The sequence below is a fragment of the Pseudomonas sp. HP_01 genome (assembly GCF_055284355.1).
In genome coordinates, this window is the sequence record NZ_JBTOPV010000023.1 from 255100 (window position 1) to 276029 (window position 20930).

Sequence of the window (20930 nt, forward strand, 5' to 3'; positions counted from 1 at the left end):
GGCCAGGTCACGCCCCTTGATTTGACCCCTCTGAACATTCAAAGGGATCGGTTGCCGCTGCCCGGGCCTTCGTACAACAGGGCCCGGGCGCCGGGTTCTTCAGGTGCCTGCGCGCAATCAGTTGAGCGCACGCACCTCGATTTCTACGCGCCGGTTAGGTTCAAGGCACTGGATCAGCTGCGCACGCGGCTGCTGCATGTCGCACTTGACCAGCGGCTTCTCGCTGCCTTCGCCCACGGCTTCCACCAGCTCGGCGGGCACGCCCTTGCCGACCAGATAGGTCTTGATGGTTTGCGCCCGCTGCCTGGACACCTGCAGGTTGCCCTGGCGATCGCCAAGCTGGTCGGCGTGACCGGCGATGATGATCTTGCCGATGTTCGGCGTGCTCAGCAGCTTGCCGGCGATGGCGCTCAGCTGACCCTGACCCTCGGTTTTCAGGCTCTGGAAATCGGCACGGCCGAAAGCAAACAGGGTGTCCGATTCCAGGGTGATGGTCTCGATGGAGCGCAGCGATTGCGAGAGCAGGCTGTTGATGTAATTGCGCGAACTCGACGTCAGGAACGCGTTGTCGAGAATCCTCGGCACGTCGGGTTCGTGGATCTGGTCGCTGTAGAAATTGACCTGGCGGCTGGCGAGCTCGTAGTCCGTGCCCGAATTCGTCGCAGCGCCGGCAGCGCCGATGGTTTTGCCGGTCTGCTTGGCGATGGCCGGGTACCAATAGTCAGGGATCTTCGCCTTGAGGAAGGCCGGATCGGCTTTTTCCCGTTGGGAGCGCGAGAGCTGAACGTAAGTCTCCAGCGTCGCCTTGCCGAAGTCGGCAATGGACTGCGCGCGGTTGTCGTTGGGCAGCGCGCGCGGCTCGACACTGTCAACGCCGGTCACCGGCATCAGGTCTTTGGCGTTGCGCTGGTAGACCTTGATCGTGGTCAGCAGGTACAGCGAGCGGGTGAGGTTGTCGGCGGTCGGCTTGAGCATGACCGTTTCCAGTCGGCTGAAGTAACGCGCACGCACCAGCGGTTCGACGTTATAACCCTGATAGAGGCCCAGACGGAGGCGCAGCGGCACACCCTGATCATGGTGTCGCGCGTAGTAGTCGGCGGTCCCGATGCGCAGACGGTCAAGGGTTTGCCAGTCGGTGTACTGCCCCGGCGTGCCATCGTCCCGGGCCGCAGCGGCGGTCAGTTCAGACGACAGCGTCTGGATCTCGGTCTTGTTGTTCCAGAACGACCAGCCCCATACGCCGCACAGCAGCAGCGCAATCAGGCTGGCGCCGCCAATCCAGGCGGCCTTGCGACGGCGTTCGCGGACATTGCTGGTGTACAGCGCCACCAGATGCTGATCGGGGATGATCACCTTGCGGAACAGGCTGTTGATGAACAGCGGCTGCGGCTGGGCGTGACCGATGGCGGCGGCTTGTTCGGCTTCGAGGGAGAAGCGCTCGCTGACCTGACGGGTATGGCCACCCAGCTCCGGCGCGTCGGCATCCAGTGCGCTGGTGAAGTAGAAGCCACGCAGCAGCTCGGCGTTCTGATACGGATTGGCGCGCAGCAGGGCGTCGACGAACAGTTGCAGCCTAGGCTTGAGCGCGGCGAGTTCCAGGGGGAACCGGTACACCGCCGAATCCCGACGGGTGATCTGAATGTCCTGCAACACCAATTGCTGGCTGGCCGCTTCCTTCCAGTAATTGACCAGCTCGTCCATGGCAACGCCGAAGCGCTGGGCCCAGTCGGCTTTTTCATAGTCCTTGTGGGTGAAGGTCTTGCCCATCACTTCGCCACGGGCCACCTCGTCGAGCTGGCGATAGAACGGCGCGAAGCCCGGTACCAGGTCGCATTTGGTGAAGACCAGGTAAATTGGCAGGCGCACTTCCAGCAGAGAGTAGGTTTCCTGAATGCGTTCACGCAGGCGCTTGGCCAGACGTTCCTGATCTTCCAGCGAGGCCTGCAGAATGTCGTGGATGCTTACTGTCACGATCAGCCCGTTGAGCGGACGACGCTGGCGGTGCTGACGCAGCAGCTGCAGGAAACCGCGCCATTTGCCGGCTTCTTCCTGATCGGTCATGTAGCGTCCGGCGGTGTCCAGCAGCACCGCTTCGGAGCTGAAGAACCAGTCGCAATTGCGCGTGCCGCCCAGCCCGGCGACGCGAACGCCTTCGCGCTCGGCGTAGGGGAAGTTCAGGCCGGACTGATACAGCATGGTGCTCTTGCCGGCGGCTGGCTGACCGACCACCAGATACCACGGCAGGGCGTACAGCGCGTCTTTGGCGCGAGTGCCGCGGGGCGTGTTGCTGCGCAGGCGATCGATGCTTTGCAGCAGGCGCTCGCGCAGCAGGCTGACTTCTTCCCGGTCCGCGGGGCTTGCGTTCAGTACCGCCTGATCGGCGTCGTCGCGCAGCAGCCCTTCGAGGTTGTGCTGCCGCGAGTTGCTCCGGTAGAGAAACAGCACGTAGCCGATCGAGAGCAGCAGAAAGACCGCGATGCCGGTCAGCAGGCTGCCCAGGGAACTGAAGTCCAGCGCACGGCCCAGCCCCCAGACGATGAAGATCGTCAGGAAGAAGCACACCCCCAGAATGTAGGGTTGGTAGCGCAGCAGGTAATACTTGAGCTTGTTCATACAGACTTCACATCCAGCGCGTCGACAAAACGGTCGATGACGTCAAAAAGGGGGCGGTCGGTGTCGGGAAACTGGGGCGGCCGGTGGTGTTCATCGAACGCCGCGAAGTCCGCCAGCACGTCGTAATGCTCACTGCGCCCGGCCGGATCGGTCAGCGCCGCGTACAGCCCGGTGTTGCTGCGCGACGGGAAGCACAGCAACTTGGGTCGCATGAAGTCATCGGCCAGCACGCTGATCTGGGGCGACACGCGACCGGTTTTCATCCGTGTCAGCCAGTCGACCCAGAGGTCCGCCGTCGGGTTTTTCAGGCCGCGTTCGGCGGGCAGCGGCAGGCTGATGCCCGGCGCCTGTGGTTGATTCAGCGGGCGGCGCAGCGCATGCAGGCGGGTCAGCACGGCGTTGGTGACGAACTCCGGCCAGGAGTGACCCAGCGCCGTGGCGATGTCCCGCAGGTTGAAGTTGCGCAGGAATTTCTCGTGCACCTGGCGGAACAACGCGAAATCCTGACCCTGCAACGGGCGCAGCGCCTTTATCCGCTCGAACAGCACCGCCGCCTGCTCGCCCTGGGCACCGAGGTGCAGCAACGGTTTGATCTGCGCGCAGAACAGCTCGCTCAAGGTGAACGGATTGACCAGCGGCTCGCCGTCGCCTGCCTTCACGGTCTGGTAGATGAACAGCGGGTAGCGTCGCTGGCTGGAATCCATCGAGCTGACCAGCCCGCCCAGCAACCAGTTGCCCGAGCGCGCGCGATACGAGAAGAAACACACCGGCAGGCGATCGAACTGCGCCCGCCAGTCTTCGCCCGCATGAATCGCCGCGAGGGACGTCTGCAGCCAGCCGTCGAACTCGCAGACGTCATCCGCCGCGCCATGCAGGCTGACGAAGTCCGCGCTCGACGGCAGCTTGCCGAAGCAGCCGATCATCGATTGCCCTCCCGACGGTTCATAAGCCCGCCTTGAAGACCGCGTTCAAGAACCTGCGCAACGCACATCACTTCGCCGATCCTTGCGCCACGTCCTTGGACGGCGTGTTCAGCGCGCTCAGGGATTTGACGTTGGCCAGGTCGGTCAGCTTGACCCCACCGTAGTTGCGCACTGCGAGGCTGACCTGACCGTTGGCCGTGTTCCAGCTGAAGCGCTGCTGGATGCCGTCGAGGTCATCAACCCGCGCGCTGTCGTTCATGCGCAGCAGGCCCCAGCGACCGGGGTAGTCGAACACGGTGATGCGTTCGCCGGTCAGGGTGACGACGTCCAGACGTGCGCCCGGTGCGGTGGTGGTGCCCGGCCAGGAGAAGCGGCTCCAGCTGGTTTTGCCGTTGCGGTAATGCTGCACCTGACCGTCGAGGGTGAAGATGATGTCGGTGAAAAACGCCGACGGCTCCAGCATGATTTCGAAGCCGTTTTCCTTGTCCGACAGGCTGGCGATGACCTGGCCGAGGGAGCTGGCCTTGTCGATGCTGGTGACCATGTTCGGGTTGACCAGCGGCGCAGCCTTCGCGCCGCTGCTCATGCCCAGGCCTTCACCGCCGGAGAGGTTGCCGATTTCGTTGCGCTTGAAGTTCGGCAGCAGGCCGGACTCGGGGTCGACGAAACGCTGCAGGTCCTTCACCGAGGCTTCGTTGCGACTGCCGGCGGCAATCGGGTAACGGTGCGCCATGACCTGTTCCCACGGCTTGGCAATCTGCTGCGCCCAGGCCTTGGCGATCTGCTGGCCGGCCGGGTCGCGCAGGGTTTCCCAGGCGAACTGGATCGGCAGGCTGAACAGGCCCTGCAGCGATTCCGACAAGCTGCCCCGGCTACTGTCTACCGTGGTCTCGACGTAGTTGCGCACGTTGGTGACTTCGCTCGGCTGACCTTCCAGGGTTTCGCTGATCAGCTGCTTGCTGCTCTTGCCGACGTCCTGGGAGCGCTGGATGTTGTTCATCCGCACTTTCAGTTTGCGCAGTGCCGCCAGGTAACGATCCATGATCGTGCTGTCGGCGCCTTCAGCGTTCTGCGTCGCGAAGACCCGCGACACCGGCTCGAAGCGCTGGGCCAGGCTGCCGTCATCCACCGCAGGCAGCGGCGAGAGCATGGCAGCGGTCGGCGCTTGCGGGCCGCTGACCAGCCCGGTGACCTTGCTCCAGAAATCATCGGGCTTCGGCGTGCCGGCCTGTTGATTGACCTGGGGCGCGGGCACGTCCCACTGGGTGTTGTCGTTGACCCCGGACAGCAGGATTTTCACCGGCGAGTTCTGCACGTCACTCAGCAGCGACAACTGCTGGGTGGCGTTGGCCATGTCGGTGAAGTGGCGCACGCCGATGCTGCTCAGCAGGGTGTACCAGGACTGGGCATAGTCACGCTTGTAGCGCGCCATGAACTCGCGCATGAAGTTGGCTTTCTGGATGATGCTGTCGCCGCCGTCGCCGTCCAGAACCCAGTCGGACTCGTTGCGCAGGTTGCTCGACATCAGCTTGATCAACTCGGGTTTGACGAAACCGTCCCAGCCCTGGCGGGTGAAGATTGCCGGCACCGCCTCACTGCCATAGAGCAACTGACGGCCGGGCAACGGCACCAGCTCGTTGAGGCCCACGGCGGGGAACTGGCGACTGGCTTCCAGTTGCAGGCGCAGGTATTCACGGTCCACCAGCGAACTGGAAATCATGAACGACTTGAGGCTCCTGCGGGTTTCTTCGACCAGTTGATCATTGCGGGGCAGGGCAGGGGCCTGTCCGGTCTTGAGCAACTGCACGTACATCGGCACGTTGTCGGCGATCACTTCATCGCTCACCGGGCTGTCCGCCGAAGCGGTGTTGCTCCAGGCAACGGGCAAGGCAGCGCTGACGAATTCCGGGTCCGAGTGCGCACTCGGTTGGGTCAGCATCAGGTACAGCTTGAGCGAGTTGTAGGACTCGATGATCGAGGCCACTTGTTGCTCATCCAGGCGCCCTAGCATTTCTTCGGACAACGACAGCCCGCCGGTGGTGGCCGACAGTTCCGCTGCGTCACTGGCCGTGGCCGGATTACGCAGATCGGCAAGGGCGGCTTCGCGGGTCTTGGTCACGTTGCTGCGCACGGCGCCTTTGAGACGACTGCCGACATCACCGACGCTGCGCGGGATGCTGCTCAGGCTCGGCTTGCCGGTGGTGGCAGTCAAACCGCGCACGCCGCGATCCACCAGCTTTTGGCCTTTGCCGGGCTTGCTGCCGGGCTTGTCACTTGACTTACCAGCAGTGGCACCGAGTTCGTTCTGAGGGTCCACGGATTTGGTGAACTCGTTGAACGCGCGCATCTGCATTTGCAGCTTCAGCGCCACCGGCTCAAGGGCCTGGCTGCGCAGTTGCTGGAGATAGGCTGTTTGCGCGGCAGCAAAGATTTCGTCACCGCGATACAGGCCGGCACTCAATTGCAGCGGCACGCCCTTGGCGCGGTGTTTTTCGATTTGCGCCAGTTCATGGCGCAGCAGCTCCAGGCCTTCACCGGCGGCCATGCGCTGGGCGCGGTCGGGGGCGTCGCTCAGCTCGGTCAGTTTGTCTTGCAGGGCGGCGATCCACTCACGGTTGTGCTGGAACGACAGCGCCTGCCAGCCGATGAAACCGAAACCTGCGAGCAGTGCGGCGGCGATGACCACCGGCGTCATGGACCTGTCGCGGCCGTCGCGGGATTGATACGAGGTCAGCTCGCGATCGGGGAAGATCACCCGGCGGAAGGTGTCGGTGATGAAGTAGCTGCGGTCGCCTGTTTTCCGGCCATTGGCCTGGGCGGTTTGGGCGCCGTCGCTGGCTGGCTGCAGAGCGAAGGATTCGGCGAGATCGTCGTCGAACACCTGGCTCAGCTGCTCGGCGGTCTGCAGCGCGCTGGTGAAGTACAGGCCGCGCAGCAGCAAGGGGCTGCCGTGGCTGGCCGGTTGAGTGAAGTGCTCAAGGAACGGCACCAGCACGCTGGACAGCTCGGCGAAGTAATTGGGGAAGTTGAGCAGCGCGCTGTTGGCGTCGGAACCGAGCCTGATCATCTGCGCATCGACGTGACGCTGTACGCCGTTGTGCAAGTTCCTCAGTTTGCTGTCGAGGACCGTCTTCAAGCCCTGGGTGCGGATTTCCGACAGGGCGAATGTCATGCCCAGCGGCTGCTGACGCTCGTTCAGGTCCAGACCGTCGAAGGCCTGATTGAAACCCGGCAACTGGTCGGTCTTGCTCAGCATCAGGTAGATGGGCGGATGGGCGTCGAGGCTGCGGCTGTATTCTTCGATGCGCGCGACCAGCTGGATCGCCATCTCCGCACGTTCCTGGGCGGTGGCCGCCAGCAGTTCCGGCAGGCTGACCACCAGCACCAGACCATTGATCGCGGTTTTCTTGCGCTGCTTTTTCAGCAGTTGCAGGAAGGCGGTGAATTCGCTCGCCGACTGGTCGTCATTGAGGTAACGGCCGGCCGTGTCGATCAATACCGCTTCAGGGCTGAAGTACCAGTCGCAGTGGCGGGTGCCGCTTTCGCCACTGCTCTGGCCTCCGGCGGTGGTGGCCGACAGCCCCGAGCGGGTCAGCAGCGAAGTCTTGCCCGCCGCTGACTGGCCAATCACCAGGTACCACGGCAGCTCATACAGTGCCGACGAACCGCCGCCGCCTGCCGAGCGATCGGCTCGGAGCATGGTGATCGCGTGCTTGAGGCGATCACGCAGCACTTGCTGGTCGCGGAAATCGCCGTCGGCCGGCAATGAGCGGTCGACTTCATGGTGCACCAGACGCTCTAGATTTCGCTCCGCGGACATGCGTCGCAGCTGGCGCAATATTCCGACGAAGACATAGAACGCGCTGACCACTAGCATGACCTGAAGCAGGTATTCCCGCGACCATTGGCTGCGCGTCGCCACGACCACGCACGCGACGAGGCTCGCCAGCCACAGCGCGATGAGGATGAACCAGAAACTTTTTAGAGCGCGAAGTAGTGTTTTCATGTCTTCCTGACCCGCTTACCCGAGTAGTGCTCAGGCACTGAACAATTGGCTGATGTGTTCGGACAATAAGGCAACGTCCTTGCCCAGCAGCCAGTCCAGCGTCAGGTAAACCGCCAGACAGACCAGTGCGATCAACGCCAGGTACACCCACACCGGCACCTCGTGGCGCAGCATCTGCGAGACCTGATCCGGCAGCGCCCAGTCCGGGGACAGCGCCTTGGGGGTCTTGCGATAGCGGGCGATGTCCTGGCCGAGGGTGTTGGCCAGATAGCGCAATTGATCCTTGCCTTCACCGACGCTGAATTTGCCTTCGAAACCCAGTGCCAGGCACAGGTGATACACCTCCAGCACGTCGAGGTTGCGTTTGACGTCGGCGCGCAGGGTCTCGATCTTGTCGAAGAAACCTTCGCCCGCCAGGTGCACGCCGAAGTGGCGGAATTGCAGCGGCGACACTTCGATGTGCCGGCGCAGCTCGTTGACCTTCTCGGCCGGCGCCGCCAGTGCGGCGTTGGCTGAAGGGGGAGCACCGTCGGCTTTAACCACGACCGGCGCCTCGGGCATTTTGGCCCGCAGCACGCTTTCGTCGAGAAACGCGCACAACGCGTATTGCGTGTCCTTGACCTGCTCGACGCTGTAATCCGAGGCGCGGGCTTCCCGCTCCAGGGTCGCGAAGAAGCTGTCCACGCTCTCCTCGAAGGCGCTGACCGAAGTCACTTGACGGCCACGACGCAGGATCAGCGCCATGCTGATGAATTCCTGCACCAGGTCTTTGAGGGTCGGTTTTGGCTGGTCGGCGGCCATGGCGCCTTGCATTACGGCTTCGCTCATTTGAGTACTGCCATCAGTTCAAGCTTGAGGTTGGTGAAAGCGCTGGGTGCGTAGAACGAGATCGCCTGGGCGCTCATCATGCGTTCGTAGACCCGGCCATGGGGTTCGATCGAGAAGTAGTGGTTGTCCAGACGCACCGGAATGGCGTTGGGCAATCGCGTCGAATGGTTGAGCGTGGCGCCGGGCATGGCGCTGTTGACCACCACTTCGATGTCTTCCGGCGAGCCGACCTTGACCGCCCGCGGTACCAGTTCCAGCAGGCTGGAGCCGGGCATGTCGGCGTGTACGGAGATGTAGAAGTCGGCATCGACCAGACGCGGATCGTGCAACTGGCCCTGCCAGTACGAGGGCTTGGTCTGGGTCAGGTTGATGACGATGCACTGGTTCGGGATGACGTTGTCCAGCAGCGTTCGGATCATCTGGTCCAGGGTGACCAGCGACGCCGCCGGGTCGTGGTGGTTGTACTCGGGGATGTCGTTGAGTTCGACGTCCAGCGAAAAGGTCAGCAAGCCGCCGGCCAGCTCCGCCAGGAACAGGTACAGACGCTCCGGGTGCAGACGCGGGTGAGCCAGCAAGTGGGCCAGATTCGGGTACGCGCGGTTGACCGTGTTGAGCAACCAGAACAGCGTGACGTCGCTGGAACCGAATTCGGCAATCTGGTCGGCACGTTCGCGGCGGCGGCCGGATAGCGCCTTGCTCTTGGAGTGCAGCGCGCCGAGCAGACGCTTGCCCAGGCCGATCAGGGTTTCGTGGGTGCCCAGGTGCAAGGTTGGGTGTACGAACTGGGTGTCGAGGCTGAAGCCGCCGATGTTGTTGCGCGACAGGCGCGCGATCGGGCAGTAGCTGTAGCCGTCCAGGGTGTCGCCGTCGATCAGCATGACCACGTTGAGGCGCAGGCTGGTGATCTCGTTTTCCAGATCGCCTTCGTTGAGGTCGGGCAGGGTGTCGAACTGCTTGCGGAAACGCCGCGCGCTTTTCTGCTCCTGGCCGTCTTCGACGTAATTGAGACCGAACGGCTCAGGCAGCTTCAAGGCGGCGTAGACCTTGAAGTCATTGCCCTTGAGCAACTCGCGCAAATCCCGCGCAGCCGGCAGCGGATCATGTGACGGCGCGTCGAACAGGCTGCCGTCGGGAAACACCAGCTTCAGCCGCTTGAATTGCAGGGACCCGCCGGCCAGCGCTTCTTCGTCGATCTGCATGGCCTGCACGCCCCAATGGAAGGGCGTGGCGCGCAGCGTCGATTCGCTCAGCTGGTGCTGATGGAATTCATCCTGGTACTGGAAGTGCTGTGGCAGAAGAAACATGCCTTCGGACCACATCACGCGGCTTTGCTTACTCATGAACGCCTTCCACTAATGAATCGAACTTTGACTGCGCGCCTTTTTGAGCGGAGTCGACCGCTGTGTCCTGGGCCTTCTGCACCGCTGCGTCCTGCACCTGTTGAGTCAGTGACGGATTGCCTGCATTGGCGGCGGGCGAGGGCGAGGGCATGACATTGCTTTTGGCGAACTGCGCCTCGGTCTGCGGCTTGTTCAGCACATCCTGGCCGCGCACCGCCAGCACATGGTTGTTGTCGACCAACACGCGCAGGCCGTCGGAGGAAAACCAGATGCCGTCCTTGCGCAGGGAGTTGGCGTCGAACGCGACTTTCCAGTGGCTCTTCTCATCGGAGCGGAAGAACGCAGCGATGCCGACATAGCCGGTGGCCGTGTTCAGGGGCCACTGGTCGATCTGGCCCATGCCCGGCAGCAGGGTGATTTCCTGGCTGTCGATGAGCGTATTGCCGAGGGCCTGCTGCGGGTTGTCCCACAGCGAATCGGCGTCGATGGACGCAAAGCGCTCAAGCGCCGTGAGCTGATAGACCCGCAGCACAACCGACAGCGGCCGGCCGCTTTCATCGGGGTTGAGCTGGTTGCCGCCGTCGGCTGTGAGGATGACTTTTTCCTTGTCGCCGAACAGCATGTCGCCGGCCCACGTGTCATCGACGCGCTTGCTGGCGCGGTCGGTGATGCCGCAGGCGGTGAGCGCCATCACGACCGTCAGAAGGGCCACGCGGGTGGCCCAGCCAGCCCCGGCGCAAAGACGTTCCCTGTTTCGCATATTCATGACTGCATACCTATGAATGCTCGATCAATCCAGCCAGCTCAAACCAGTCGGTAGGCGAAACCGCCGTCGCTGCCCAGCTCGATGTTCAGGCTCTGAATCGGTTTGTCCTGGGCCATGCGTTCCAGCACGTGCTGGGACAGTTCCGGCATGAGGGTCTTGGACAGAATGTTGTCGATGTTGCGTGCGCCACTGTCGACCTCGGTGCAGCGCGCCGCGATGGCCTTGACCAGCGCCTCGTCGTAACCGAGCACGGCCTGGTGATTGCGCTCGAAACGCTTGCGAATGCGCTCCAGCTTCAGGGCAACAATGCGCTCCAGAATCTCGTCCTGAACCGGGTAGTACGGCACGATGGTCAGACGCCCCAGGAAGGCCGGCTTGAACACCTGGTTCAGCTCGTCGCGCAGGTCCTCGACGATCTCGTCCGGGGTCGGCTGCTCGGTGGTGTTCAGGCAGCGCTGCATGATGCGATCGGTGCCGGTGTTGGAAGTGAGGATGATCACTGTGTTGCGGAAGTTGATCTCGCGACCTTCGCCGTCATCCAGCACGCCCTTGTCGAAGACCTGGAAGAACAGCTCAAGCACGTCCGGGTGGGCTTTTTCCACTTCGTCCAGCAGCACCACGCTGTAGGGTTTGCGCCGCACCGCTTCGGTCAGCACGCCGCCTTCGCCATAACCGACATAACCCGGCGGCGAGCCTTTGAGGCTGGAAACGGTGTGGGCTTCCTGGTACTCGGACATGTTGATGGTGATGACGTTACGCTCGCCGCCGTACAGGGTGTCGGCCAGCGCCAGGGCGGTTTCGGTCTTGCCGACGCCGCTGGGGCCCAGCAGCAGGAACACGCCGATGGGCTTGTTCGGGTCTTCCATGCGTGCGCGGGAGATCTTGATGCGTTTGCCGATCTCCGCCAAGGCATGATCCTGCCCCAGCACGCGTTCACCCAGCAGTGCCGGCAGGCGCTGCACGGTGTCGATTTCGTTGCGCAGCATCTTGCCCAGCGGGATGCCGGTCCAGCCGGAAATCACCTCACCAATGGTGCCGCCATCGACCAGGGCGTGGACCAGCGGTTGCTCGCCTTGCACCTCGGACAGCTCGGCGCGCACGGCAGAAATTTCGCTGACATCGGGTGTCTCGACGCTGCCCAGTTCAGCCAGTTTCTTGACGAGATCCAGCTCGCGCTGCCATTGCTGCTCCAGCGTCTCGCGAGTCTTTTGAACGCTCTGCAACTCCTCGTTCAGTGCAGCGAGACGGCGGGAGTGGTCGCTGCCTTTGGCGGCTTCCTGCTCCAGCACCGAGATCTCAGCCTGGACGTTGTCGATCTGGCGCTTGCAGTCTTCCAGCGGGCCGGGCTGTGCCGACTGCGCCAGGGCCACGCGGGCGCAGGCGGTGTCGAGCACGCTGACGGCTTTGTCCGGCAACTGACGCCCGGTGATGTAGCGGTTGGACAGGCGCACGGCCTGCACCAGCGCTTCGTCCATGACCGTGACCTTGTGGTGTTCCTGCATTTTGCCGAGCAGGCCACGGAGCATGTAAATGGCTTTGTCTTCGTCCGGCTCTTCGACCTTGACCACCTGGAAGCGGCGGGCGAGGGCGGCATCTTTCTCGAAGTACTTTTTGTATTCAGCCCAGGTGGTCGCGGCGATGGTGCGCAGCTCGCCCCGGGCCAGTGCCGGCTTAAGCAGATTGGCGGCATCGTTCTGCCCGGCCTGACCGCCGGAACCGATCAGCGTGTGGGCTTCGTCGATGAACAGGATGATCGGGTGCAGGCTGCGCTTGGTTTCTTCGATGACTGACTTCAGGCGGTTCTCAAACTCGCCCTTGACCCCGGCGCCGGCTTGCAGCAGCCCCAAATCGAGGGTGTGAATCGCCACGTCCTTGAGCACCGACGGCACGTCGCCCTGAACGATGCGCAACGCCAGGCCTTCAACGACCGCGGTTTTACCCACGCCGGCTTCACCGGTGAGGATCGGGTTGTTCTGCCGGCGACGGGTCAGAATGTCGACCATCTGCCGCACTTCGAACTCGCGGCCCAGCACCGGATCGATGCGGCCGTCGCGAGCGCTCTGGGTCAGGTTGATGGTGTACTGATCCAGCCCCGGCGTCTTGCCGTTGCCCTGAACGGCGCGGCCGTTGGCGGCTTTCGGGCTTTCCAGCGGGCTGGCCAAGCCGGATTCCGGGCTGCCTTCCACCAGTGCGGCGAGATTGACGCGCAGGTCGTCGGCGTTGATTTTTTCCAGCTCCGGAGCGGAGGCCACGACCACGCGGTGCAGCTCGTCATCGTCCAGCAACGCCTGAATCAGGTAGCCGGTACGGATCTGGCTCTGGCCGAATTCGATGGAAGCCAGCACCCAGGCCTGTTCGATCATCCGGGTGATGTGCGGCGACAGGGCCGGCGTGCGCGTGTTGCCTTTTTTGAAGGTGCCCAGGGCCGTGACCAACTGCGCCTGCAAGCGCTCGGGAACCACGTCGTAATGACGCAGGATCGCCGGCAAATCGTTGTCGTTGTTTTCCAGCAGCTGCAGCAGCAGGTGCTCGACTTCAACGTCGTAATGGTTTTCTGACAAGCACAGGGCGGCAGCGCCTTCTGTGGCTGTGCGACTGGTTTCGTTCAGTTTGGCGAACAGCGACTTCAGGTTCACAGTGAGACCCCATCAAAAGGAATATGGAAAAGAGCACAACGGGCCGGTTCGACATCGGCGCCCGGACGTTTCAACCAGCCCAGCCAGCCCAGCGCGACGTTGCCCTGACGGCCGATTTTTGCCAGCGGCACCGCTTCACGCTTGAGGGTCGGCGCGATCTGGAAATCCAGGTGCGCGCCGACGTAAAAACGCACCAGTTCCACCAGCTTCTGGTAGTCCTCGGTGCCGGGCTGAAAACGCTGGTAGTCGGCCAGCGCCAACGGGCCGATGTCGATGCGCACGCTGGACTGGTAATCCCAGACCCGGTTGCCGACCACGGCGCTCTGCCCGAGGGCGGCGTTCTTGCGGCCCAGCTGCGTGCACTGGCTCACGTCGAGTTTCAGCCAGCCCCCGGCGAACTGCCGGACCTTGAACGGCAGCGAGAAGTAAAAGCTCAGCATCACTTGCAGGTTCAGCGCGTTGCGCGGCTTCTGCGCAAACATCCCCGAGAAATAGCTGAACAGCTCCCGACGCAGCGGTGAGCCTTCAGGGCCGAACTTTTGCTTCTGCGCCTGCGGGCCCAAACCCACCAGGTGCAGCAGGTAGCGATCGAAGTCCGACGTGCCATTGCGCTCGTACTCGATGTAGAACTTGTATTTCTGCCAGGCCTCGTAGAACAGCGTGGTCATGCGATGGGAAAACACGTCAAGAAACGCGTGAGCAGCGTCGTCCCGGTACTGAATGTGGCGGTCGAGCAACAGCTCGGTGTACGGGCGCGGCAATACGCCGGACGGCCCGACCAAGCCCATGAAGGTCACCTGCACTTCGGTCAGCGGCAGCCCGGCCGCGGACACCTTGCCCTCGCGCTCGAACTTCATGTCGCTGACTTCGCTTGCCGGAAAATTCAGCGACAGCTGCGAGCGAAAGCGCAACGGGTCTTCATGGGGCCGCGTCTGCAGGTCCATTCGCCCGTTCCTGCTGTAATGCAGGCGGAGCAAACGCACCAACTGAAAGAATTCGAATCGGTGCGGCTCAGCCCGTGCCTGGTCGATCAGACCAGGGGTTGATCGCCGGTTCGCGGGGGCCATTGGACCACTCTCTTTTCGCGCTGCAAGGTGCGCAGGGTTAATTGGGTAAAGCTGTTGATCGAGCAGTACTGGCCGAAAAAATGGTCGAGCACCATGCCGAACAGAAACACGCCGCTGCCGGTGTACTGGCTTTCATCGAATTTGAGGGTGATGCCGACGCCGCGCACGAAGTTCGGCCGCGGGTGGCCGATCCGAGCGACCACCGGCTCGCTGCTCACCGAGACGATGCCGTTGATCTGCTTACGGATCGCCGAGGTGTTGCGGTAGTTGTAGAGCGACAGCAATTCCAACAGCACGTCGCGGCCTTTGCTGACCAGCGACATGTGGTTCAGCGACAGGTGCGAGACCAGGCGCCAGATCACCCCGTTGCCCAGTGGCACGCGCACCGATGCGGTGGGCTTGCGCAGGCAGCGGATGTCGTCGATGACCGAGCCTGCCGGGACACTGAAGTCCCCGCGCGCGCCGCCGAAGGGCAGCAGTGAAGGCAGGTCGCGGTTGCTGCAGGTCAGACGGATGCTCAAGGTATCGCTGGCCGAGTTGATCAGCTCCAGATCCCGGTCGACCACCCGAATGAACATGTCGGTGCCGTCCCGTTGCCGGCTCTGGGAGGGGCGTCGGCGGGCGATCCAGAAGCTGTTGCCCGGCCCCTGATCGGCGCGCGGCTCGAAGAACGGATGACAGCTGGTGACCTGCTCCAGCCCGCCGACTTTCTTGACCCGGCGCACCTGGTCGATGGACACCACCTCGGCGGTGTTTTGCATGCGCACGTCCGGAATGATGGCGTATTCATGCTGCGCGTGGGTCAGGGTGATCGGCTCGGCCTGCTGGCGGAACAGGTTGATGATCGGCGTGCAGTTGAGCTTGAAGTTGGCGCGGCCGATGTTCTGCGTCAGGCGCGCCAGCCGGTCGTGCAGGTCGTAGTCGGAGAAGTAGAAACTGATCTCGACTTTGCCCAGGGCCTTGCCCGCCAGAATGCGTCCGAAACCGGACAGGTCGAAAAACATGAACTTGTCCGGGAAGGTGAAGTATTCGTGCAGCAGCCGGTAGCCCAGAAATGAACGTTCCGAGTAATCCACCAGCCCTTCATCCAGGCCATAGCCGACAGCCTTCAACGCGTTGGCCGGCAGCGCCACTTCGCGCATACGGCCTTCGTCTTCAAAAGTGAGCGTGGCTTTGGCCAGGTTGTTGAAGAGCAACTCGTAGAGCTGCAGCATCAGCGTGCTTTCGCCGTCGAGGAAAAAGCGCAGCGAGTCCAGTTCCATCTGGCCGAACAATACGTCCGAGGTCGCCGTCAGGCCGATGCGCAAACGCGCCACCAGGTCAGCGCTGTGGCCGTTGAACGCTGAGCGTTCCATCTCGACGAACGAGGCCTGCTGGACACTGATCGGCCACAGGTCGACCGGGTAGCAGGTGCGGAACTTGCACACCACGCTGTCGATGGGCGTGGCGTGGATCTCGGTGTGACGCGCCACGCGATAGGCGTCGGTGACTTTCTCGTTCTTGCCCAGGGTGAACTCGACGATGGACATCGACGGGGTTGGGCGCAGGTAGTGCGGGTACAGCACCTCAAGGAACGACTCGACGATTTCCGGAAACTCGTCATCGAGCTTCTTGTGCACCCGTGCCGCCAGAAACGAAAACGCCTCGATCAACCGCTCGGTGTGAGGGTCCTCGCAGTTATCGCCCTCGATGAGCAACCGGGAGGCGATTTTCGGGTACTGGCTCGCGAACTCCTGGCCCAGAAAGCGCAGGTGCGACAGTTCCTTTTCGTAATAGGGGAGCAGGTCGTCGAGCATCAGTTGAGGTTCTGTACTGTGTATTCCTGGGTATTGACCTGCAACACCGCGTCAAATGAAACCTGACGGGAGATGTCTTGCAGGCGCAGTACGGCGTCAACGCGAAAGGTCAGCATGCGTTGGCCGGTTTGTTGTGCGAGCAGTTGTACCTTGACGCTGCGAAAGCGCCGGTCGCCGTCGGAAATCGCCTTCTCCAGCTGCTGCTGAATCAGATAGCGGTCCTGGGGGTCGAGCACGCTTTTGCTGGTGAAATCGGGCATGCCGTAATCGAGAATCGTCCCAGGCAGTTGCGGGAAACCGGCGAGTTCGCCAGCCACCAGCGACTGGCGGGTGTTCACCAGAATTTCCAGGTCACGCACGATGCTGGCCTTGTAATCGGCCAGCGAACACAAGCGTTGCGCCGAGGCTTCAACGGACTGGTGCGGACGGTCGTCCAGCAACCGGTCCAGCAGTGACGGCAACAGCTTGTGTTGGCTACTCATGTTGCCTCCCTGGCAGATCCGGACCGGTTAACCGCGTGTGGATTGCGGCAATTCGGCGACCAGTCGCAGCGACGCCGTCAGCTCATCCAGTTGGTAATGGGGACGCAGGTACGTCACGGCCTTGTACACGCCAGGCTTGCCAGGTACTTCGAAGACTTCGGCGCGGGCTTCACGCAGCGGGAACTTGGCCTTGGCTTCCTGGCTGGCGGTGTCGTCGAGCAGCACGTAGCTGGACAGCCACTTGTTGAGGAACATCTCGACGTCTTTGCGCGAAGCGAAGCTGCCGACCTTGTCGCGCATGATCGCCTTCATGTAGTGAGCGATACGCGAGGTGGCGAAGATGTACTGCAACTGCGCCGAAAGACGGGCGTTTGCGTTGGCGATGTCGGTGTTGTACTGCTTTTGCTTCTGGGTCGACTGGGTGCCGAAGAACGCCGCGTAGTCGGTGCCCTTGCAGTGCACCAGCGGGATGAAACCGAGGTCGGAGAGTTCTTTCTCGCGGCGGTCGGTGATCGCGATTTCGGTCGGGCACTTGAGGGCGATTTCGCCGTCATCGGTCTTGAACGTGTGAGTCGGCAGACCTTCCACCAGACCGCCGCCTTCGACACCACGAATTGCCACGCACCAGCCGTAGCGCGAGAACGCGTCGGTGACCCGAGTGCCCAGAGCGTAGGCAGCGTTCATCCACAGGTACTTGTTGTGGTCACGGCCATCGACACTTTCGACGAAGTTGAATTCTTCGACCGGCGTGGTATCCGGGCCATACGGCAGGCGACCCAGCACGTGGGGCAGGGTGAGGCCGACATAACGGGAGTCTTCGGAGTTACGGAAGGACTTCCACTTGGCGTATTCGACGGTGTCGAAGATCTTCGCCAGATCGCGCGGGCCGGACATGTCGGTGAACGAGTCCCAGCCGAACAGCTCGGGCGACGCAGCCGAAATGAATGGCGCGTGGGCGGCGGCCGCAACGTGGGAGATCTCTTCGAGCAGGTACATGTCTTCCGGGTTACGGTTGAACTCGTAGTCACCCAGCAGCATGCCGAACGGAGCGCCACCGAAGGTGCCGTACTCTTCTTCGTAGATCTTCTTGAACAGCGCGCTCTGGTCGAATTCCGACGAGGCCTTGAGGTCGCGGACCAGGTCTTTCTTCGAGGCGTTGAGCAGGTGAATCTTCAGCGTGGTGCTGGTCTCGGTCTGATCGACCTGGTATTTCAGGCCACGCCAGGACGCTTCAAGCTGCTGGAATTCACGGGCGTGCATGATCTCGTTCATCTGCTCGGAGAGCATCGAATCGATCTCGGCGATGCGCGCATCGAGCACGGCGATCAGGTCTTTGCTTGGCGTCATTTCGCCTTCCAGCACCTGACCCACCAGCTCGCCGATCAGATCACGGGTGCGGGTGCGTTCAGTTTCGGAGCGGGCGACACGGCTTTCGGAAATGATGCTGTCGAGCAGCGAAGACTGTGGGGCGAAGTTTTCCACTTCAACCAGATCAGTGTCCGGCTGGGCCACGGTTTGTTTGTCGTTCATGGTCGTGCTCCTGCTTACTCTTTGGCGTCGGTGGCGGGAACGGCGGCTTCACGACCGAATTCCTTGCCCAGCGTTTTCAGCTTTTCAGTGTTCTGCAACACGTCCATCAACAGCTCTTCGAGCTTGTCGTTGCCGCCCATTTTGTTGCGCAGGTCGGCGAGCTTGTTGCGCACTTCCAGCAGCTTGCGCAGCGGCTCGACTTGCTTGACCACGTTCTGCGGTTCGAAGTCTTCCAGCGCGTTGAAGTTGAGCTCGACGCCCAGCTGCGTGCCGTTCTTGGCCAGGGTGTTGTCGACGCGATAGGCCAGGCGCGGCTTGATGCCTTTGAGCACGCCATTGAAGTTGTCGCGGTCAATGAAGATGAATTTGCGATCCTTGAGCTTGGGCAGCGGCTCAAGGGGGTTGCCGGAAAAATCGCCCAGCACGCCGACGACAAAGGGCAGCTCTTTCTTTTCCTGAGCATCGCCGATGTCGACGTCGTAGGTGATGTGGACCCGAGGGGCGCGAACGCGGTCGAGTTTGTGCTGGGTACTTTCCTTCTTCGCCATCGTGTTCTCCTGTGCGAGCAACTCGCTGCAAGTCATTTTGCGTGTCGGCTCGACGTTGAGCCGAGTGCTTTACAGTCCTTCGATCGTCATCAGCAGGCGCTGACGAATCTCATCTTTCATTTCCATGATGCTGTCCTGGCCCACCAGTTCTTCGAAACTGGCGTTGCCGGCAATCTGCGTGCTGCTGCGAATGACCGAGTCGTCCGGCAGCGTCGAGCGCACCGGGGAGCTGATCACGCAGAACGGCAAGTCGCCAAAATCCTTCAGTCGCTCGAAGCTCACCGGAAAACGCAGACCGTCGAACAGACGGTTCAGGCCCGGTGACTTGCTCACGCAATAAAAAAGCACCAGGTAGTGCACGACGAAGCGGTACAACTCGGCGCTGCTGCGGTTAGGGTCTTTGATGACGCTGCGAAAGCGCGCCAGATCAAAGGAATTGAAGCCGATCACCCAGCGCGTCGGGCTGGTGATGCGGATGGTCTGGCCGCTGTCGGCCAGGACCTTGTCGTATTCCAGCGGAAACAGCTCGGGCGTGGTGCTGATCAGGTTCAGCGGCACTTCCATCTCATTGACCAACTGGAACGGAGACGCCGAACCAATCCTGTCGTACAGCTCTTTGAGTTCTTTGAAGTGGTGTTGAGTCTCCCGGCCACTGCTGCGCTGGGCACCCTGAAGGTACTCACCGAACAGATTCTGCGGACGGATCAGCAGCGCCAGCGTGGCCAGGTAATCGGACGCCTGTGCTTTAAGCACGTCGGAAATAGCCCGGGTCTGGCTGCGCAGCTTTATGAGTGCTTCTACGTCAAACGTTTGAGTCATGGGTACATCGTCCCTGAACCTTTCTCAACAATGCGGCGAATGCGACGAGACAGCGTGAAGAGATACGCGTTGCCCGGCTGGCACACCTTCTCGAGAAGCAGTCCGGATGAACGTCATCCCGAAAACTCGCTGCGAAGATTAGGCGCGTGAAACGTGGCCGAACACCGATAGCTAGTAGCCAGCAGTGTCAGCTCAGGCAGTTAATTGTGTGGGAAAGTTCCTACAGACGCGAAGTTTTTCTCACATTTGATACAGGCCGCAATGATGCTTTATGGCCAGTACTGTCGCTGCGGTTAGCTTGGAAATGGCTCCAGGCCTTGTGATTCAAGGGCTGCAGGGTTTTATTGGATCCCTTTGGCAGGTTTAAAGAAAAGGGTCGAAAGGTGAACCGGTTCACCTACTGATCTGAACTTACCGGACAACTAAGGAAAATCGATGCAAAAGAGCTTTGCTGGAGCGGTGACGAATCTGTGGTTTTTTGTGCGGCGTCTCGATTTTCTCGGGCGCGGGGTGGTGTAGTTTGCCGGGTTGTGGCTTGGGTCGATGGCTTGGGCTGAGCGTCGTTTTTGTGGAAGGGATTTATCAAGGGAGCGGGTGATGGAAGTGCGAGGCTGGTTGAGGGCGGTGCTGGGGCGCGCGGGGCGGGCGGAGGAGGTTGTGCCAGGGTCGAAGTCAGAGTCAGCTTCTGCCGACGGCAAGGAGCGGGGGCAGGAGCAGCCGTTGTCGCGGGTGCAGCAACTTCTGAGCGGGTTGCCGGTTTGTCCGGCGCCTGGTGCGTTCGCGACGCCGCCGCCCGTTTGTCCTTCGGTCTGGGAAAGAGATAAGGCATTACTCGCCAGGTATCACGCCTATGTGGACGATGCCGAAAAGAATGGCGGGCGAGCGCTGCCAGACGCTTCTCGGGAAGAGGGACGTGAGCTTGCAGCGCAATGGCGGTCCAGGGCGATCGACCTTTCCAGCGCTAAAGCCACCGAGCAATGTGACGGAATTTATTGGTACTTCCAGAGCGCAGCCATAGCTTCACTGTTCGCGGACGGACCGGAATCGGAAGCCTTTGCCCGCTACAGGAGGGACGCGGAATCGTATCGGGGATGGAGCAGGGTCGGTGGTCAGGTCCAATTGTTCGACGAGTATGTGACCGTGATTGCGTCTGGCGCACAGCTCGGTGCGGATATTTAGTGACTGACTGACTGGTTTCTGTGGGAGTGAGCTTGCTCACGAAGGCAGTGTGTCAGTCGATATGTTCGTTTCAGACACACCGCGTTCGCCAGCAAGCCGGCTCCTACGGATCGCGTGAGCGCCGACGATGGTGCGCTTTGCCAAAGATCTCCGGGTTGCATGAACGCCGACGAGTGCATGCGTTACCAAGATCCCCTGTAGGAGCGCGCTTGCCCGCGAAGGCAATCTGTCTGTCACGAATGGCTTGCCTGACACACCGCGTTCGCCAGCAAGCCAGCTCCTACGGATCATGTGAACGCTGACAGTGGTGTGCTTTGCGAAAATCCCCTGTAGGAGCGCGCTTGCCCGCGAAAGCAATCTGCCTGTGACGGATGCCCTGCCTGACACACCGCTATTT

Annotated in this window: 14 protein-coding genes; 1 reads left to right on the forward strand and 13 read right to left on the reverse strand. The window is 61.8% G+C overall.

The genetic code is table 11. The features are described from left to right. Positions 1-117: 117 nt before the first annotated feature. From tssM to ACYAR8_RS14815, 13 genes are all read right to left on the reverse strand, one after another. Positions 118-2613 carry a type VI secretion system membrane subunit TssM gene (gene tssM / locus ACYAR8_RS14755; protein WP_463580286.1) on the reverse strand — a complete coding sequence of 832 codons (2496 nt, stop codon included), beginning with the start codon at positions 2611-2613 and terminating at the stop codon, positions 118-120. Further along, on the reverse strand, positions 2610-3536 hold the full coding sequence (gene tagF, locus ACYAR8_RS14760) for a type VI secretion system-associated protein TagF (protein WP_463580287.1): 927 nt from the start codon (positions 3534-3536) through the stop codon (positions 2610-2612). The genes tssM and tagF overlap by 4 nt, the downstream gene beginning before the upstream one ends. Positions 3537-3603: 67 nt before the next feature. After that, complete coding sequence (locus tag ACYAR8_RS14765) at positions 3604-7542, reverse strand: type VI secretion protein IcmF/TssM N-terminal domain-containing protein (RefSeq protein WP_463580288.1); 3939 nt, start codon at positions 7540-7542, stop codon at positions 3604-3606. Between the two features lie 30 nt (positions 7543-7572). After that, a complete protein-coding gene (gene icmH / locus ACYAR8_RS14770) occupies positions 7573-8370 on the reverse strand; it encodes a type IVB secretion system protein IcmH/DotU (RefSeq protein ID WP_074887818.1) in 798 nt (265 codons plus the stop codon). Then, entirely contained in the window at positions 8367-9710 is a 1344-nt protein-coding gene (tssK, locus tag ACYAR8_RS14775) for a type VI secretion system baseplate subunit TssK (protein WP_463580289.1), read from the reverse strand. Before tssK ends, icmH begins: the two co-directional genes overlap by 4 nt. Next, on the reverse strand, positions 9703-10476 hold the full coding sequence (gene tssJ, locus ACYAR8_RS14780) for a type VI secretion system lipoprotein TssJ (RefSeq protein ID WP_074887825.1): 774 nt from the start codon (positions 10474-10476) through the stop codon (positions 9703-9705). Before tssJ ends, tssK begins: the two co-directional genes overlap by 8 nt. Positions 10477-10514: 38 nt before the next feature. After that, positions 10515-13112 carry a type VI secretion system ATPase TssH gene (tssH, locus tag ACYAR8_RS14785; protein ID WP_463580290.1) on the reverse strand — a complete coding sequence of 866 codons (2598 nt, stop codon included), beginning with the start codon at positions 13110-13112 and terminating at the stop codon, positions 10515-10517. Further along, positions 13109-14179 (reverse strand): type VI secretion system baseplate subunit TssG, encoded by a 1071-nt coding sequence (gene tssG / locus ACYAR8_RS14790; protein WP_463580291.1) that lies wholly within the window; start codon positions 14177-14179, stop codon positions 13109-13111. The genes tssH and tssG overlap by 4 nt, the downstream gene beginning before the upstream one ends. Continuing rightward, positions 14143-15975 carry a type VI secretion system baseplate subunit TssF gene (gene tssF, locus ACYAR8_RS14795; protein ID WP_463580292.1) on the reverse strand — a complete coding sequence of 611 codons (1833 nt, stop codon included), beginning with the start codon at positions 15973-15975 and terminating at the stop codon, positions 14143-14145. Before tssF ends, tssG begins: the two co-directional genes overlap by 37 nt. Then, positions 15975-16457: a type VI secretion system baseplate subunit TssE gene (gene tssE / locus ACYAR8_RS14800; protein WP_065988945.1), complete on the reverse strand. Its 483-nt coding sequence runs from the start codon at positions 16455-16457 to the stop codon at positions 15975-15977. Before tssE ends, tssF begins: the two co-directional genes overlap by 1 nt. 27 nt (positions 16458-16484) lie before the next feature. After that, positions 16485-17987 (reverse strand): type VI secretion system contractile sheath large subunit, encoded by a 1503-nt coding sequence (tssC, locus tag ACYAR8_RS14805; RefSeq protein ID WP_074887836.1) that lies wholly within the window; start codon positions 17985-17987, stop codon positions 16485-16487. A gap of 14 nt (positions 17988-18001) precedes the next feature. After that, a complete protein-coding gene (tssB, locus tag ACYAR8_RS14810; protein ID WP_062387737.1) occupies positions 18002-18535 on the reverse strand; it encodes a type VI secretion system contractile sheath small subunit in 534 nt (177 codons plus the stop codon). A gap of 69 nt (positions 18536-18604) precedes the next feature. Then, complete coding sequence (locus tag ACYAR8_RS14815) at positions 18605-19354, reverse strand: hypothetical protein (RefSeq protein ID WP_074887839.1); 750 nt, start codon at positions 19352-19354, stop codon at positions 18605-18607. Positions 19355-19951: 597 nt separating this feature from the next. Between ACYAR8_RS14815 and ACYAR8_RS14820 the strand changes: the two genes are divergently transcribed. Continuing rightward, on the forward strand, positions 19952-20533 hold the full coding sequence (locus ACYAR8_RS14820; protein WP_463580293.1) for a hypothetical protein: 582 nt from the start codon (positions 19952-19954) through the stop codon (positions 20531-20533). Positions 20534-20930: the final 397 nt, after the last annotated feature.

Excerpts from the sequence above, each read along its gene's own strand:
- tssM (WP_463580286.1), bottom strand. The coding sequence starts at position 2,613 with ATGAACAAGCTCAAGTATTACCTGCTGCGCTACCAACCCTACATTCTG.
- tagF (WP_463580287.1), bottom strand. The coding sequence starts at position 3,536 with ATGATCGGCTGCTTCGGCAAGCTGCCGTCGAGCGCGGACTTCGTCAGC.
- ACYAR8_RS14765 (WP_463580288.1), bottom strand. The coding sequence starts at position 7,542 with ATGAAAACACTACTTCGCGCTCTAAAAAGTTTCTGGTTCATCCTCATC.
- icmH (WP_074887818.1), bottom strand. The coding sequence starts at position 8,370 with ATGAGCGAAGCCGTAATGCAAGGCGCCATGGCCGCCGACCAGCCAAAA.
- tssK (WP_463580289.1), bottom strand. The coding sequence starts at position 9,710 with ATGAGTAAGCAAAGCCGCGTGATGTGGTCCGAAGGCATGTTTCTTCTG.
- tssJ (WP_074887825.1), bottom strand. The coding sequence starts at position 10,476 with ATGAATATGCGAAACAGGGAACGTCTTTGCGCCGGGGCTGGCTGGGCC.
- tssG (WP_463580291.1), bottom strand. The coding sequence starts at position 14,179 with ATGGCCCCCGCGAACCGGCGATCAACCCCTGGTCTGATCGACCAGGCA.
- tssF (WP_463580292.1), bottom strand. The coding sequence starts at position 15,975 with ATGCTCGACGACCTGCTCCCCTATTACGAAAAGGAACTGTCGCACCTG.
- tssE (WP_065988945.1), bottom strand. The coding sequence starts at position 16,457 with ATGAGTAGCCAACACAAGCTGTTGCCGTCACTGCTGGACCGGTTGCTG.
- tssC (WP_074887836.1), bottom strand. The coding sequence starts at position 17,987 with ATGAACGACAAACAAACCGTGGCCCAGCCGGACACTGATCTGGTTGAA.
- tssB (WP_062387737.1), bottom strand. The coding sequence starts at position 18,535 with ATGGCGAAGAAGGAAAGTACCCAGCACAAACTCGACCGCGTTCGCGCC.
- ACYAR8_RS14815 (WP_074887839.1), bottom strand. The coding sequence starts at position 19,354 with ATGACTCAAACGTTTGACGTAGAAGCACTCATAAAGCTGCGCAGCCAG.
- ACYAR8_RS14820 (WP_463580293.1), top strand. The coding sequence starts at position 19,952 with ATGGAAGTGCGAGGCTGGTTGAGGGCGGTGCTGGGGCGCGCGGGGCGG.